The 14,101-nt window shown below is 50.7% G+C and carries 14 protein-coding genes; 8 read left to right on the top strand and 6 right to left on the bottom strand.

The genetic code is table 11. The annotated features are described in order from the left end of the window. Nucleotides 1–132 precede the first annotated feature (132 nt). Nucleotides 133–1,716 (top strand): hypothetical protein, encoded by a 1,584-nt coding sequence (locus F454_RS0103915; RefSeq protein ID WP_018969320.1) that lies wholly within the window; start codon nt 133–135, stop codon nt 1,714–1,716. Nucleotides 1,717–1,807: 91 nt separating this feature from the next. Here F454_RS0103915 and F454_RS0103910 read toward each other — a convergent pair whose 3' ends face one another. Then, a complete protein-coding gene (locus F454_RS0103910) occupies nt 1,808–2,992 on the bottom strand; it encodes a hypothetical protein (protein ID WP_018969319.1) in 1,185 nt (394 codons plus the stop codon). 98 nt (nt 2,993–3,090) lie between these two features. Beyond that, nucleotides 3,091–3,966 (bottom strand): metal ABC transporter substrate-binding protein, encoded by an 876-nt coding sequence (locus tag F454_RS0103905; protein WP_018969318.1) that lies wholly within the window; start codon nt 3,964–3,966, stop codon nt 3,091–3,093. A 143-nt stretch (nt 3,967–4,109) separates the two neighbouring features. On the opposite strand from F454_RS0103905, the gene F454_RS14100 reads away from it, so the two are divergent. The 6 genes from F454_RS14100 to ribF all read left to right on the top strand — a co-directional run bounded on the left by F454_RS14100 (nt 4,110) and on the right by ribF (nt 9,853). Next, the gene (locus F454_RS14100; RefSeq protein ID WP_156817120.1) at nt 4,110–4,664 is read left to right on the top strand and encodes an 8-oxo-dGTP diphosphatase; all 555 of its coding nucleotides are present in this window, start codon (nt 4,110–4,112) and stop codon (nt 4,662–4,664) included. A 17-nt stretch (nt 4,665–4,681) separates the two neighbouring features. Continuing rightward, on the top strand, nt 4,682–5,089 hold the full coding sequence (locus tag F454_RS0103895) for a hypothetical protein (protein WP_018969316.1): 408 nt from the start codon (nt 4,682–4,684) through the stop codon (nt 5,087–5,089). A 94-nt stretch (nt 5,090–5,183) separates the two neighbouring features. Next, complete coding sequence (locus F454_RS0103890) at nt 5,184–7,022, top strand: alpha/beta hydrolase family protein (protein WP_018969315.1); 1,839 nt, start codon at nt 5,184–5,186, stop codon at nt 7,020–7,022. Nucleotides 7,023–7,160: 138 nt separating this feature from the next. Continuing rightward, a complete protein-coding gene (locus F454_RS0103885; RefSeq protein WP_026292693.1) occupies nt 7,161–8,150 on the top strand; it encodes a DHH family phosphoesterase in 990 nt (329 codons plus the stop codon). Between the two features lie 12 nt (nt 8,151–8,162). Next, complete coding sequence (gene truB, locus F454_RS0103880) at nt 8,163–8,900, top strand: tRNA pseudouridine(55) synthase TruB (protein ID WP_018969313.1); 738 nt, start codon at nt 8,163–8,165, stop codon at nt 8,898–8,900. A gap of 11 nt (nt 8,901–8,911) precedes the next feature. Further along, nucleotides 8,912–9,853 (top strand): riboflavin biosynthesis protein RibF, encoded by a 942-nt coding sequence (gene ribF / locus F454_RS0103875; protein ID WP_018969312.1) that lies wholly within the window; start codon nt 8,912–8,914, stop codon nt 9,851–9,853. Between the two features lie 9 nt (nt 9,854–9,862). On the opposite strand, the gene F454_RS15530 is transcribed toward ribF, so the two are convergent. Next, a complete protein-coding gene (locus tag F454_RS15530) occupies nt 9,863–10,516 on the bottom strand; it encodes a L,D-transpeptidase (RefSeq protein WP_018969311.1) in 654 nt (217 codons plus the stop codon). Nucleotides 10,517–10,595: 79 nt separating this feature from the next. Beyond that, complete coding sequence (gene gmk, locus F454_RS0103865) at nt 10,596–11,213, bottom strand: guanylate kinase (protein WP_018969310.1); 618 nt, start codon at nt 11,211–11,213, stop codon at nt 10,596–10,598. Nucleotides 11,214–11,466: 253 nt separating this feature from the next. Here gmk and F454_RS15525 point away from each other — a divergent pair, with 253 nt between their 5' ends. After that, nucleotides 11,467–12,081 (top strand): TetR/AcrR family transcriptional regulator, encoded by a 615-nt coding sequence (locus F454_RS15525; protein WP_018969309.1) that lies wholly within the window; start codon nt 11,467–11,469, stop codon nt 12,079–12,081. Between the two features lie 59 nt (nt 12,082–12,140). Here F454_RS15525 and F454_RS0103855 read toward each other — a convergent pair whose 3' ends face one another. Together F454_RS0103855 and ispD are read right to left on the bottom strand one after the other, a co-directional pair. Next, the gene (locus F454_RS0103855; protein WP_018969308.1) at nt 12,141–13,424 is read right to left on the bottom strand and encodes a M16 family metallopeptidase; all 1,284 of its coding nucleotides are present in this window, start codon (nt 13,422–13,424) and stop codon (nt 12,141–12,143) included. Then, complete coding sequence (gene ispD, locus F454_RS0103850; RefSeq protein WP_018969307.1) at nt 13,424–14,098, bottom strand: 2-C-methyl-D-erythritol 4-phosphate cytidylyltransferase; 675 nt, start codon at nt 14,096–14,098, stop codon at nt 13,424–13,426. The genes F454_RS0103855 and ispD overlap by 1 nt, the downstream gene beginning before the upstream one ends. Nucleotides 14,099–14,101: the final 3 nt, after the last annotated feature.

Genomic DNA, 14,101 nt, shown 5'->3' with positions numbered 1-14,101 from the left:
GGCGCTTGGGCTGAGATGGATTGTAATCATGAACTCTCTGCTAGATCTTTGAGCTTGCGGTGTTCAGCGCAGATTTAGTAAATTAGTGGATTCTAAGCTCCTATTCATATTGATTATAGTAACAAGGTATCAATGAAGCACCGTCTGACTCAAACATGTATCTCCCTTGTCGTTTCTCTTACCTCTTCGGTGGTTCTTGCCGACTGGCGAGATGATGTGGGTTGGGATGAGCTTCAGGAATGGGCCAACCTCAGAGGAGTGACTCTTCCAGTAAGAGATGACTTAACGGTAGGGATGGTTGAATCATCAACCTATGTGGATTCGGTGGAAACAACGTACATGCCAGATCCGCAGAATGGTAATTTCTCTGATGAAACAATCGTGGATGTGCCAGGCACGAATGGGGCGGGTTATTCGGGTCATGCCAGCACAGTAGCTCGTTACTTTTTTGGTAATACGACGAGCTTTACCCCAGACGTTAATGAAGTGCGATCTTATGGCGTGAATGCGTTCATCAACACGATTTTATTCAGAAGTACAGGTTGGGATGAGGCAGTGATGAGTCATGCATACATTGGCAATCTTGGTGCGTTTCAAACCTACACACAGCAAGAGGTCACCGATTTCATTATGGCCTCGATTGATCAGCAGACAAATGTTTCGAATGTGATCAACATTGTGGGTACTGGCAATAGCTCTGGTAGTGCCCTTTCTGGACTGTTTAGTTTTGCGCACAACAATTTGACGATTGGGATCAGTGAAGGGACGCACACATCTGGTCAGGTGCCAGCAGGCTATGAAGGGGCAAATCGGCAGAAACCAGAGCTCGTCAACCCACAAGGTGCGACAAGCTATGCTACTGGTGCAGTGGCGTCCATGGCTCTATATTTGCGATACGGGGTGACGCCTAATGAAGGTGAGGAAACTGAAACGGCGGAGATTACGAACAGCGAAAAAGCGTTGACGATTAAGAGTATTTTATTGGCTGGAGCGAATAAACTGCCATTTGTTGATTGGTCGAACTCGAAGGAATTGCCACTGGATTCTGTATACGGTGCTGGAGAATCAAACATCTTGAATAGTTACCGTATTCTTCATGCTGGAGAGCAAGAACCGGGCTTGGTAAGTCGTTATGGCTGGAACTACGACTCAGTTGGTGGGACTGCTGTAGGGGAGGTTAATATGCGTGTCGATGTGTATGAATTCACGATTCCTGAGACGGCGCACGCGGGGGCACTTTCTGCGAATTTAAGTTGGAACCGCGATACGACGGGGACTGGTTTTGCGACAGCCTACTTGCCCTTGAATGACCTTTCTTTGACACTCAATAAATCTGATGGGAGTGAGGTATATCAATCTGATAGTAAGGACAACAACCTCGAACATATTTGGCAGCCAGAACTTGCTCCGGGTAATTACACTCTGCGTGTTGAACATCAATCAAGCTCACCCCAAGAGTACGTTCTGGCATGGCGTGTGGATCTTTATTCAGAAGCCCCTGAGAGCGAGCTTCAATTGGGTGTGGTAGACAATCAAATCCAATTCACTGGTTTGCTTCCCAACGAAGCCTATGTGATTCGGCGCAGTCAGGACCTGAATAGTTGGTCTCAGCTTGCCACGATCACGAGCAATACTCAGGGTGAGATTCAGTATACCGATGCTGGTGCTGGCTCAGGCTCACAGTACTTTTACCAAGCTCGCTGCTATCCCGATTGATTGGTCCCTGAATTCATAAAAAAAGCTCAGAGCCAGCTTGGGGCTGGTTCTGAGCTTTTAGTGTTAGCGGAATAATCCCTATCAAATAGAATTAGCGAATTTCGCCACCTTTGCCGAGGTCGAGCTGGACCTGCAACCAAATGGAATTTTCACTTTGTGATTCTTCGAGGCGGTCGTAGTTGTATTGAAGGCGAGCGTGGCCTTTGAAGATCTCGCTCAAGTCGAACCCGCGAGTCAAGGCTAGTGAAGTGCGGTGGCGACGACCAAGACCTTCGATCGGTTCATCAACACCCTGGGTGTAGTCGTAACGTGCACCAAGTTCCCAGTCATCCAAGAAACCATAGCCAACTGAGGAGTGGATACCCCACTCAGAAGCACTGCCTTTGACGTCACCGTCATCACTCTTGAAGTCGAAGGTGCGGTAGATTGGTTCGATGATAGCGCGAACGTGATTTCCTTTTGGTTCGAAGCCATTTTCACGCCAGAGGTAGGTGAAGTCGGTGCCGATCACGTGGCCACGTTCTTTAAAACCATTCTTACCAGTGAGGTAGGAAGCTCCGTAGGTAAGTGAGCGGAAGTCGTTGAATTGGTAGATGCCTTTGAGTCGGAAGTTGATGATCTCGTCTTGAAGGAGCGCGTTCTCCCCCTCGATATGCTCTTCGTGCTCGTCGTCGTGACCTTCTTCTTCGTCATGCTCGTCGTGACCTTCTTCCTCTTCAGAATGACCATGTCCGTGGGCCAATGCGTTGGAGTATCCAACAGAGAATAGTGATTTGTGCTCGAATGGAAGCCACCAGCTGAGCTCACCACCTTCGGAGATGAGGCCTTCATCACCGAGGAAACGTGTGGTGATTAGGTTGGCATCCACAAAGTCCCAGCTGTGCATGTGTTGGTTGTTCTGGGAGCCAACGCGTGCAAGCATGCGACCACCGCGTGCTTCGAAGCCACCTGGAAGTTCCACAAACTTGGCGAAGACTTCTTCGATTTCTCCATCAAACTCATTGTTTTCGTTATAAAATCCGAGACCACTGATGAAGCCTTGAAGGTGTTGGCCGTATCTTGCGGATGCGCTTAATTCGATACCTTGAAGGGTGAAGTGGTCGTTAGGATCGTGCGCGTGGGTCGCAAGAGCTGCTGTGTCCTTGAGTGAAGAATCACCTGCGGCCATGTTGAGGTGCGCATTGAAGTCGACGCTGAAGTTGTCGAGGAGTTCATTGGCCTGAGCGATGCTGGCACAGAGGCCAATCGCACTGAGGGCGAGCTTAGTAGTTCTCATGTTTTGTATGTATCCTTGGTGTGTTGTGTTCGTTGGCTCAGGCTGTGATTGGTTTCACAAATGAAGCGCGACTGAAGATGCGGAGGGAGAAATGTGCTTTATTGCAGCGCTTGCTTGATGACGCTGACGTTGTGTCTGAACAATTCTTTGATCGTTGGAGCGGTGTCGCCATAGAGAGCCGGAGCAATTTTGGTTCCTGTGGAGTTTGCGATACTCTGGATGCCTTTTGAGTTGGCCCCTTTTTCTGGGAAGATTGCTTCGACTTTGCGCTTTTTGATGATGCTGATCGCTTCTGCGATGTATTGCGGAGAGGCGGATTGTTGTTTGTTGAGCCCCTGAATCGGGATCGCTTGGAACTTGAATTCCTTGCAGAAGTAGGTGAATGCTGCGTGTGCTGTGGTGAGCAAGCGTTGCTGGCGCGGGATGCCAGCGAGTTCTTTCTTGCACCATGACTTGAGTTTACTGAGCTCGTTTCGATAATTCTTTGCTCTTGCTTTGTAGTAGGCTGCATTGGTGGGGTCTGCTTTGCCGAGTTCTTTGGCTAAGGCTGTGCTAGCGCGGCGCCAGGCTTCAATGGAGTGCCACCAATGGGGGTCAATTGCTCCGAAACTGTGTTTGGGGCAGCATGCGTACACCGCAGAATCACCAGAGATCTTGATTGAAACGACACTACGACCTAGTTCGATGACTTCTGCCTGGCTGCCCACAATGCTTTTGAGTTTTGGTAGGTAGCTTTCTAGTCCCTTGCCTGATGCTATATAGAGTCTGGCCCCTTGAGCTTTGCTGATGTCACGCGGGGTCGGGCTAAAGTCATGCGGATTGCTCATTCCCTCAGCAAGGTTGATCACAGAAACTTTGTCTCCTCCGATCTGTTGGGTTAAGTCTCCAAGCAGTTCACTGAGGACAGCCACCTTCAGGGGGGCAGCAGAGGCGAGATTGGCAATGAGTAAAGTGATGAATATGAGAAGTTTCATGTTTTCAGGGCTTGTATTAATGCAACAATATTACAAATGCAAGTGTGTAATGTTAATGCTTGAAGAATTTACGCAGTGAGATGATCGTATGCTTGAGTTGAGCTGGTTAGGGTGTGTAACTTGTGTCCATGGAATCGACATGCATGCGTGAAAGTGAGATTGATTGGACAAACTGGCGTGGGGAGATTCTTGCGACCTTGATGTTCATTGAACGTGATGGCGAGCTACTGTTGATTGAGAAGTTGACGGGTATTGGAGAGGGGAAGATCAATGGACCAGGAGGTAAGATCGACCCAGGTGAGACTGCAGAGCAAGCTGTGATACGTGAGTGCCAAGAGGAACTCCATGTCACTCCCAAGCAACCGGTGAAGATGGGCGAGCTGCATTTCGCGATGTCTGACATTCCAGACATTCATTGCCATGTGTTTATGTCTTATGATTTTGATGGAGTGCCTACAGCAACGCGCGAGGCGAATCCGAGGTGGACAAAGCTGAGTGAAATCCCCTTTGATCGGATGTGGGAAGATGATCGTTATTGGTTGCCACAGATGCTTGAGGGACAGGTCTTCAATGGGAAGTTCGAGTTTGAGGGAGAAGAGATCCAGTGGATGGAGGTGGAATTTGGTGAGTCTGCCAAGGAACAATGGCTAGGAGAATCCGTGGATGGAACCAGCTCGGGGTTGACCAGTGCGGATTGAAGAGTATAGCTAGCGTGATGAATCAAAAAATTTTACCAGGCAAGGGATTAGCTGATTTACCCTTTGGCGCCACCCGTGATGAGGTGCTGAAAGTCTTGGGCGAGCCCGACGAGAAGGATAGCGTTGACCTTGGTGATGAAGAGTCTATCGCTTGGCACTATTGGGATCTTGGGATTTCACTCAATTTTGATGAAAGCGCTTCCTATGCATTGTGTACGATAGAGGTCGCGAGCCCTGAAGTGACTCTCTTTGGGCAAAAGTTGATTGGCAAAACCAAGGATGAGGCTATTTCCTTTTTGGATCTGCAGAAGATTGGCAAGCATGTGCCAGAGACCAGCCGTGGGATTGCCTACCCAGATGTGGAGCTCACGCTCTGGTTCAATGGTGGTGAGGTGGCTGAGATCCAATGGAGTGTGATGGATTAAGCCCGCACATGTGTTGCGGCTTCTCGCATTATCCTAAATATTATTGAAACTCTGGGTTGATACACGCTGCTAGATTGTGCGTAATTGTCGTCACATGAAACACGCAATTTTGGGGCTTTCGTTGCTCGTCTCACCCGTTTTATCCCTCCACGCAGCTGATAGTCTCAGCCCGTTCCAACAAGCCAGTGATGTGCCACAAAATGCTGTGGACCTCTGGGCTACTTTTGATCCTAGAGCTGATGCTCTTGAGGTGAACGTGCACAAAGAATGGAAGAAAGATGGGGTGGTTACGCGGCTGATTACCTTCAAGCTCGGCACCTTCAAAGGGGTGGAATCACGCATCGCTGCTTATTATAGCTTCCCTGAAAACGGAAAGAAGAACGCAGCATTTGTCTGGGCTCACGGAGGTGGCCAACGTGCAGACCGTAATCGCAGCCATTATTATGCTACTCAGGGCTTTGCGACGGTAGACATCAACTGGGGTGGGCGCCCTCTAGAAGAGGAACTCGATCCGGAGAACCAATGGGGGACGGATTGGGGGGCTCTCGATCCCACGCAGGGACCAGGGTTTTATGCTAAGGCAAAGCGTAAAGGCTTCAAACGCACTTTTGTGGCTGATGAATTTACGATCGATCCGATCATGAGCCCGCGTAACAGCAACTGGTTTCAGCTTTCCTTAGCGGGGCGCCGTGCGATCACATTCCTCGAGCAACAAGCAGAAGTGGATCCTGAGCGCCTAGGCTTCACAGGCTTTTCGATGGGCGGGACGATCACCTCGATGACCTCGATCGACAAACGCTTGAAGGCGGTGGCTCCATTTGTTGGTGGTACTGCCAACTTGAACAAGAATTTCCCAGGGATGCAGACTGGGAACATGATCCATGGCATCAAAGACATTAAGCTCTATGAGACGACGATCGACCCAGGAGCATATTGGCCTCATGTGGATATCCCAGTGATGTTCATCACCTCGACCAATGACTTTCACTCAGCTTTTGAGCGCATCAACCAGTCGATGGATTTGCTGCCGCATGACCATTGGCGTGTGAGTGGGAACATCCATGCCAATCATGGTCCAGGCCCTGAGCAGTTGGTCATGGTGAATCAGTGGTTCAAGCAGTACTTGGTGGGTGAAGAGCAACACATCCCCAAGACGGCGCAAACGACGCTCGATATCAAGGGCGGCAACGCGACTTTCAAGGTGACACCGGATCAGCCGGAGCGCTTGGAAGCATTAGAAATTTATTACAGTTACGATCCAAATTCGATCACGCGTTTCTGGAAGAGTGCGGAGGCTGTGAAGCAGGCAGATGGTAGTTACAGCGCAACCATTGCAGTTCACGCGAACTTGCCAATCTTCAGCTACGCGCTTTGCCGCTACAGCCTACCTGAAGAACAGGTGCTCGAGCGCGGATCGACGAAGACCTTGAGTATCAATTCAACGGAGCAGGTGTACCTGCCTGAAGACTTGGATCTCGCCAAGGGTTATGCGGCCCTCAAGAAGACCGGGCTATTCGATGACTTTAGTGCTGGGCTACAGAACTGGAGCACCCGTGGGCACGGTTCTTTCAAGACCTATAAGTTCCAGGACCCTGAGCTAGATCGAGCTAATGATAAGGTGTTGCAGATCACGTTGAAATTGGCCAAAGATCAATCAATACTCGTGGGCTTAGGCACGGATAGTAAGTTCCTCGGCAATGGCCGCGATCAAGGGAACTTCCATTGGGGCTGTCGTCTGAACAAAGAAGGTAACAATGTGATTTCGATCAAGAACACCGACTTCAATACCAAGGAAGACGAGACCTTGGAGTGGGATCGTGTGGTGGGCTTTACGCTCACCCTTACCGACGAGAAAACCAAGAGAAAGTTGAATCTTGAGGACCCAAGCAACATGAAGATGCTTCAGCGTATTGAGCTTGTTGATGCTGAGTGATTGACACTCGAAGAAGGTAAATCTAGCCGGCCTCGTGATGGTACGAGAGCCGGCTTTTTTGTGCCTGATGAATAAGGGGTTAAATTTCTTGCCAGTGGTCGAATGCTGGCGACAATCGCGGATATTCAAGATTTCACCATGAGTAACGCCACATTTTCCGAGATAGCCGAGCTGCTTCGTCAGCATGATTCTTTTGTAGTGATGAGCCACGTACGCCCGGACGGCGACGCGATTGGTTCACAGTTGGCGCTCGGCCATGCGCTGGAAGAAATGGGCAAGACTGTCCATTACATCAACGAGGATGGTCTACCTGACAATCTTGCATTTCTTCCGCATTCTGAGCGTATCGTGAAGCCGGCTGGCGAGGTGCTCGATGTTGATGTGGCGATTGCCCTCGACTGTGCCACGAAGCCACGTTTGGGAGCGAATGCCTTGGTCGCTGCGGAAAAGGCGAAGCTTTGGTTGAACATCGACCATCACAAGTCAAATCCAGGCTATGGCGATGTCAATTTAATCGACTCTAGCTCACCTGCGACTGGCCAGATTCTTTATCATTTAATCACCAGTGAAGGCTTGCCTATGAGTGCCGTCACACGCGATGCGATTTACGTGGCAGTGTCTACTGATACTGGGTCTTTTCAATATAGTGGCACCACTGTAGCGACCTACGAAATGGCGGCAGATCTCGTGCGACAAGGATTGGATGTGGGGGACATCAATGCCAAGACATATGATTCCCATCCCTACCGAAGAGTCGAGTTATTACGTCGCTTGCTCAATAGCTTAGAGATGTCTGAAGGTGGTCGCCTAGCCGACTGGAAGCTGGCGTATGCCGTGCAAGAAGAGCTATCACTCAAGCCCGAGGATAGCGAGGGTTTGATCGACATGATTCGTGCCATTGAAGGGGTCGAGGTAGCTGCATTCTTTGAAGAGCTGCAAACCGGAGAGATCCGGGTTAGCATGCGCTCGAAGAATCCAGCCATCGATGTCTGCGAAGTCGCCAAGCAATTTGGCGGTGGCGGGCACACCATGGCAGCAGGTATTCGTACTGAGGGAAGTTTGGATGGTGTGCGCGGCGAGGTTCTTAAGGTGCTCACTGCGCAGATTGCTGCAGTGGCTTCAGTATAAGCAACATTTCTTATGGAGAATCCAATACTCGAGGAGGTGCCCAGTGGCGTTTTGGTTGTCGATAAAGACGGCGGCATGACTTCTCATGATTTGGTTGCGATCACGCGACGTCAGTTAAAATTTAAGAAAATTGGCCACTGTGGCACCTTGGACCCAATGGCTACCGGGGTGATGATGTTGGTGATAGGGAAGGCGACCAAACTTCAAGATCGATTGATGTCTGAAGACAAAGTCTACGATGGCTCGCTGAAGCTCGGTGAGACAACTGGCTCGCAAGACAAGGAAAGCGACATTGAAGAAATTAAAGAAGTGCCAGCATTCAGCGCCGAGGAGATCGACCAAGCGTTCACCACATTTTTGGGCGACTTTGAGCAAATCCCACCCATGGTTTCTGCGATCAAAAAGAATGGTGTGCCACTCTACAAACTAGCGCGCCAAGGAAAGACTGTGGAGCGCAAGCCGCGAGCCGTTAAGGTGATGGACTTCCAACTCCATCGCGTGGCATTGCCCGAAGTCGATTTTACCGTGGAGTGTACCAAAGGCTTCTATGTGCGTACTTACGCGCATGATATCGGACAGCATCTAGGCTGTGGAGCTCATTTGATTGCGCTACGGCGCACGCGTTCTGGCAAGTTTGATCTCAGCCGCGCGATCAAGACAGAGGACCTCAAAGTGGCCACGCGTGAGCAAATCATCGACAAGATGATCAAATTAGATGAAATTCACGAGATGCTTGGCTCTGCGGAGTAAGTTGATTGATCATGCGTGTCTATCCAACCATTGATGAACTGCGAGATGCCCAGGGGGATGTGCACCTTGCGCTCGGGGTATTTGATGGTGTGCACGTTGGCCATCAAGCTGTCATTGCACAGGCTACCAAAGCTGCAAAATTGTCGCGTCAGGCCTCGGTGGGTGTTCTGACGTTTGATCCTCACCCGATACGAGTCCTCGCGCCAGCTCGCGCACCGCGCCGCATCCTCGCTTCAATTGGACACAAGGCTGAGCTCGTCAATCAACTGGGTGTTGATTTCCTCTGTGTTCAGGAATTTACTGTGAACTTTGCGCAGCAGGAAGCCGAGGTCTTTATCCGTTCAATCGTCGACGCCTGCCAGGGGAGGCTGGCCAGTATATCTGTTGGCGAGGACTGGGTCTTTGGCAAAGGGCGTGGAGGTAATGTCGGTAAATTACTCGAATGGGGCGAGATGTACCAATTTGATGTTCACGCTGCAGCTCCGGTAAGAGTCGATGGTGAGCGCGTCAGTAGCACGCGTATCCGCCAAGCCATTCGAGATGGTAGTCTAGAAGCAGTCGAGCAAATGCTCGGTCGTCAATTTGCAGTCCGTGGCACGGTTGAGCGCGGGCGTCAACTTGCGCGTCAGCTCGGGTACCCTACCGCCAATGTGGTGGCACACAACGAGCAATTGCCGCCCGATGGAGTCTGGCAGCTCGAGGTGAAGATTGGGGATACACAGTACCACGCGATTGGCAACTTGGGACGCCGCCCTACGGTGGAAACTGAGGACGCGCGTCGTCTGCTGGAGGTGCATGTTTTCGGCTTCGAGGGAGACCTCTATGATGCTGTTGTCGAGGCCACGTTCATGCGCTACATCCGCGCAGAGCGGAAGTTTGATTCTGTAGAACTACTCAAGGCACAAATTGAAGCCGATGTGGCGGATGTGAAAATGGGGCTCGGGATCGAGTAGCCGTGGCCTTTAACGGATGACTACGGGGGTTCCGACACTGACCTTGTCGTAGACAAGTGGGACTGCTTTGTAGTAGGTGCGGATACACCCATGCGAGACTGGGTAGCGCGGCACCTTACCCTGGTGCATTCCGAGTCCTTCCCAGGAAATACGCATCCAATATTTCATCGAGGCACCCACAAATTTACCCCCAGCAGGTATGGGGTCTTGGTTGATGTTGGCGTCGCTATTGGTGACGTTGCCATCCGCGTCATAGATTTTACCATAGAGGTTTGAACGCTTATTGGTACGGATCTTCTTCAGGATGCGGTATTCGCCTCGTGGTGTAGGAAAGGCCGATTGACCGGTAGAGACTGGATAATCCATGGCCACGTATTCGTTGTTGTACAAGAGGTAGCCTCGCTGACGCTGCAGGTCGATTTCGATCGAAGTATTGGACTTGTCGAGCTGCTCCAGTAGATGTGGGTCGATGAAGATAGAATAGGTGTCCGGGTAGTTTTTTGAGGACACAAAATGATCATAGGTGCCTTCACTATACGGATTGACAAAGACCGCATTGAGCTTGTCTTTTTGCCGTGAGTTGGGTGTTGAGACCGTGTTCGTGCAGCTCGCAAAACAAATGGCGAGCAATGCAGCAACAATGAGGTGAATCGAGAATGGCATGGGGGTGCACCAGGGTTAGGTGGGTCTACCATTGTAAGTGACTCAAATGAATGCATCAAGCATTCTTGAATCGTTCCGCTCAACCTACATCAAGCGTCTTCACATCCAGCCGCGAGGTCATGAGCCGTTGACTTTGGAGCAGTGCCAAAAATTGAAGGTAGTCTTCTTCATGCGTGCCGGAGCACAAGAGGTAAGAATATTGATCCTTGTAAGCCATCTCTTCTAACGAATTATTCATACGTAGTTCGATGACTTCGTCGCTGTCAGTCCCTCTACCTGTTAGGCGTTTACGGAGTTCTGCGACAGTGGGTGGCATGATGAATAAGTCGACTAATGCCAATTTGATGCTTGGGTTTTTGGAGTTGCGCACGAGAGCAGCTCCTTGAACGTCGATGTCCATGACCACGTCTTTTCCACTTTCTAGCTTTGTGACAACTTCGCTGAGAAGTGTGCCATAGTAGTTCCCATGAACCTCTGCAAATTCTAAAAATTCTCCCTTCTCAATCTTCGATTTAAATTCATGAATGCTAAGGAAATAGTAATCGACACCGTGGGATTCTCCCTCTCTGGGTGCACGGGTGGTGCATGAAATTGCATATTCAGCTTGCTGCTCAGAGGCGAGTCTTCGGCATAGTGTGGTCTTCCCTGAGCCTGATGGGCCGGAGATTAGGTAGAGAATTCCTGAACGTGATGGCATGCGGGAAAGGTGTCTGGATGGCGTTCATTCATCAAGAATTAAATCGTTTGTCCGCATGGTGTTGCGGGCTTTTGCTCTAACGTTTGTTTTGTGTCATGTGAGCGGTAAAAAAATTAGATTAATTGAGTTTGCGAATTAGCGATCCTCAAGTAGTCTTTATTTGCCCCTAGGTCATAAAGCCATGTGTACAAAACTTTTGTGGATGTAATCGTTTAGAGGAGAGTTGGGCACAGAATCAATTACGTAAATTGTAATGAATACAAGAGATCAAATACTGGCATCAGCATGGAACTTGTTCACTGAGAGGGGATTCGAAGACGTTTCCGTTCGAGATGTGACCAGCGATGCAGGCGTGAATTTAGCATCAGTAAACTACCATTTTGGGAGCAAGGATGGCTTAATTCAGGAGGTGGTGAAGCAGGTGTTGAATCCGATGAATGCTGCTCGTATGGAAAGCCTCAAAACCTTGATAGAGCAGACTGGCAGCATTGACAACGTGTCCTTGAGGCAGGTTGTGGAGTGCTACGTTCGACCGATGGCATTTCCAGAAGAGCATGGTGGCAACCATGATATTTTGGCGATGTTGGCAGCACGGTACTTAATCAAGCGCAACTACGATATTCCCTTGAGCGTCAATCAGCACTTCGCTGATGTGTTCCAGAACTTTGTGATTGTGATTGCTACTAAGGTGCCGCACATGGAGAAGGACGCGATTTTACGTGCTCTCATGTTCACCGTTGGGGCCGCCTTGCATTACCAATCTTTTGCGGAAATCGCGCAGAAAATCAAAGGGGAAGAGCCCGCTCTGGACCGAGAGGAGTCGTTCAACTCATTGATCGATTTTGTCTTGCCAGGCTTTGAACGCTAGGGCAAATCCTTGTGCAAGCCACGTGTTTGGCTCAAGTGGCTAGTGGCTACTTGGCTTGTTTAGAATGCGAGGCTTGCTACTTTTGATTCGAAGCTTGAGTGCTCTACTGGGCCGATGGAGGCGATGTGTAGGTTGTTGTTCGTGAACAGCAACTGAGAGAGGTCCTGGACTTCTGTCAAGGTGACTGAGTCGAGCAGGTTGCGTGTCTCTACTGGGTCGATGATTTTACCGAAGGAGGTGAGGGAATCTCCCATCCAGCCCATCTGGGAATGTGGGCTCTCTAGGCTGATCTTAGCTTGGCCCAGAGCGAAGCGCTTTGCTTGGTCGAGCTCTTCCTGGCTGAAGCCAGTAGATTTGATTTGGCTGAGGGTGCGGCTGATGGCCTCCAAGGATTCATCAAGTTTGCTATGATCGAAGGCTGCGTCTATTTCGAAGGTGCCTGTGTCTTCGAAGAGCGAGAAGTCGGTAGAGATATGGTAGCAAAGGCCGAGTGATTCGCGAAGCTCTTGGAACATGCGCGAGCTCATCGTCTCGCCGAGCAGTAGGCTGAGCATGCGCAAGACATGACGGTTTTCCGAATGGCGCCCTTCGGTATGAAATCCAGCAGCAAAGTGGATTTGCTCGATGTCTCGTTGTTGGTGTAGGAGGGACGCTCCTTGAGTCTCAATCGGGCGCTGGAAGTGCTGGCAGGAAGGTCTCAAGTGGTGCCCGCTTGGCATGATTGCACGGACTGTGTTGAGCACCTCAATGTGCTTCGCTTTACCAGCGACGACGATGCTGAGTCCTTCACAGGTGTATTGCTTGGAGGTGAACGACTTCAGCTCCTTGCTATCGATTTGAAGGATACTTTGTTCCGACCCTGTGATAGGGAGGCCCAATGCATGCTGGCCCCAGAGGACTTCGGAGAGGAGGTCGTGTAGGTGCTCGCTAGGGTTCTCGTAGTACATTGCGATCTCTTCAGAAATCACATCACGTTCTTTCTCGAGTTCGGCTTCGGCATAGGTTGAGTGCCACAGCATATCGCCCATGATTTGTAGCATATGCTCCATGAGCTCGGCCGGGCCTCGGGCTTCGAGGCAGGTTTGGTCCTCGGTGGTGTAGGCGTTGACGGTGCCTCCAGCGCCCTCGATGGCAATGGCGATATCGCGCGCGCTGCGCTGCTGCGTGCCCTTAAAAATCATGTGTTCCGCGAAGTGGGCAATGCCATTGAGGCGTGAGTCCTCATGGCGGCTTCCTACAGGGATGTAGAACCCTACTGAGACGCTCTCGCTGAATGGCATTTCACATGTTGCCACGTGAAATCCCTCAATCTGGTCATGGTGGTAACTGGCGTTGGTGAGCATCAGTGGCTGTGTTGCTGTAGGATCTCCGCGAGTGGGATGTCCTCGGGGAAAGTGATTTTGAGGTTGGGCGTGGTATTCGCTTGGATGAAGGTGGCGACGCCCATGTGTTCGACTGCCGAGACTTCATCAGTGACGAGCAATTGTTCTTTGACTACCTTGGCGTACGCTTGATCGAGGAGCGAACGGCTAAAAATTTGAGGGGTTTCCATGCTCCAGAGGTTCTCTCTAGAGACGCTCTCGCTGATTTTTTGCTGGGCATCGGTGCGTTTCACAGTGTCGGTGATGCGCTTGCCCGATGTGGCGGCTTGATGTGCTTGAGCTGCCTTGAAGGTGGCCAGTGTCTGCTGTGCGCTGATGAGCGGGCGTGCGCCATCGTGGACGGCCACCCAACGCGCTTGTGCGTCGAGGGCATGCAGGCCGTTGAGTACCGAAAAGTGGCGTTCACTGCCGCCATCGACACGTAAGACTTTTTTGAGCAGCTCAGGCGCGAGCTGAAGTTGTTCGAGTCGAGAGGCTGGGCTCACGAGCACCAGGCGCTCGACGCAGTCCATCGCCAGGAAGGTCTCCATGCTGTGCTGGAGTACTGGCTTGCCATTGAGCGGTGCCATAAGCTTGTCAAAGCCCATTCGCCTGCTTGAACCAGCGGCTACGATGATGACCGAAAGTGTCTCCATGCT

This window comes from Rubritalea marina DSM 17716 (genome assembly GCF_000378105.1).
GTDB classification, from domain to species: domain Bacteria; phylum Verrucomicrobiota; class Verrucomicrobiia; order Verrucomicrobiales; family Akkermansiaceae; genus Rubritalea; species Rubritalea marina.
This window is presented reverse-complemented; position numbering and strand designations above follow the sequence as displayed.

Excerpts from the sequence above, each read along its gene's own strand:
- F454_RS0103915 (WP_018969320.1), top strand. The coding sequence starts at position 133 with ATGAAGCACCGTCTGACTCAAACATGTATCTCCCTTGTCGTTTCTCTT.
- F454_RS0103910 (WP_018969319.1), bottom strand. The coding sequence starts at position 2,992 with ATGAGAACTACTAAGCTCGCCCTCAGTGCGATTGGCCTCTGTGCCAGC.
- F454_RS0103905 (WP_018969318.1), bottom strand. The coding sequence starts at position 3,966 with ATGAAACTTCTCATATTCATCACTTTACTCATTGCCAATCTCGCCTCT.
- F454_RS14100 (WP_156817120.1), top strand. The coding sequence starts at position 4,110 with ATGCGTGAAAGTGAGATTGATTGGACAAACTGGCGTGGGGAGATTCTT.
- F454_RS0103895 (WP_018969316.1), top strand. The coding sequence starts at position 4,682 with ATGAATCAAAAAATTTTACCAGGCAAGGGATTAGCTGATTTACCCTTT.
- F454_RS0103890 (WP_018969315.1), top strand. The coding sequence starts at position 5,184 with ATGAAACACGCAATTTTGGGGCTTTCGTTGCTCGTCTCACCCGTTTTA.
- F454_RS0103885 (WP_026292693.1), top strand. The coding sequence starts at position 7,161 with ATGAGTAACGCCACATTTTCCGAGATAGCCGAGCTGCTTCGTCAGCAT.
- truB (WP_018969313.1), top strand. The coding sequence starts at position 8,163 with ATGGAGAATCCAATACTCGAGGAGGTGCCCAGTGGCGTTTTGGTTGTC.
- ribF (WP_018969312.1), top strand. The coding sequence starts at position 8,912 with ATGCGTGTCTATCCAACCATTGATGAACTGCGAGATGCCCAGGGGGAT.
- F454_RS15530 (WP_018969311.1), bottom strand. The coding sequence starts at position 10,516 with ATGCCATTCTCGATTCACCTCATTGTTGCTGCATTGCTCGCCATTTGT.
- gmk (WP_018969310.1), bottom strand. The coding sequence starts at position 11,213 with ATGCCATCACGTTCAGGAATTCTCTACCTAATCTCCGGCCCATCAGGC.
- F454_RS15525 (WP_018969309.1), top strand. The coding sequence starts at position 11,467 with ATGAATACAAGAGATCAAATACTGGCATCAGCATGGAACTTGTTCACT.
- F454_RS0103855 (WP_018969308.1), bottom strand. The coding sequence starts at position 13,424 with ATGCTCACCAACGCCAGTTACCACCATGACCAGATTGAGGGATTTCAC.
- ispD (WP_018969307.1), bottom strand. The coding sequence starts at position 14,098 with ATGGAGACACTTTCGGTCATCATCGTAGCCGCTGGTTCAAGCAGGCGA.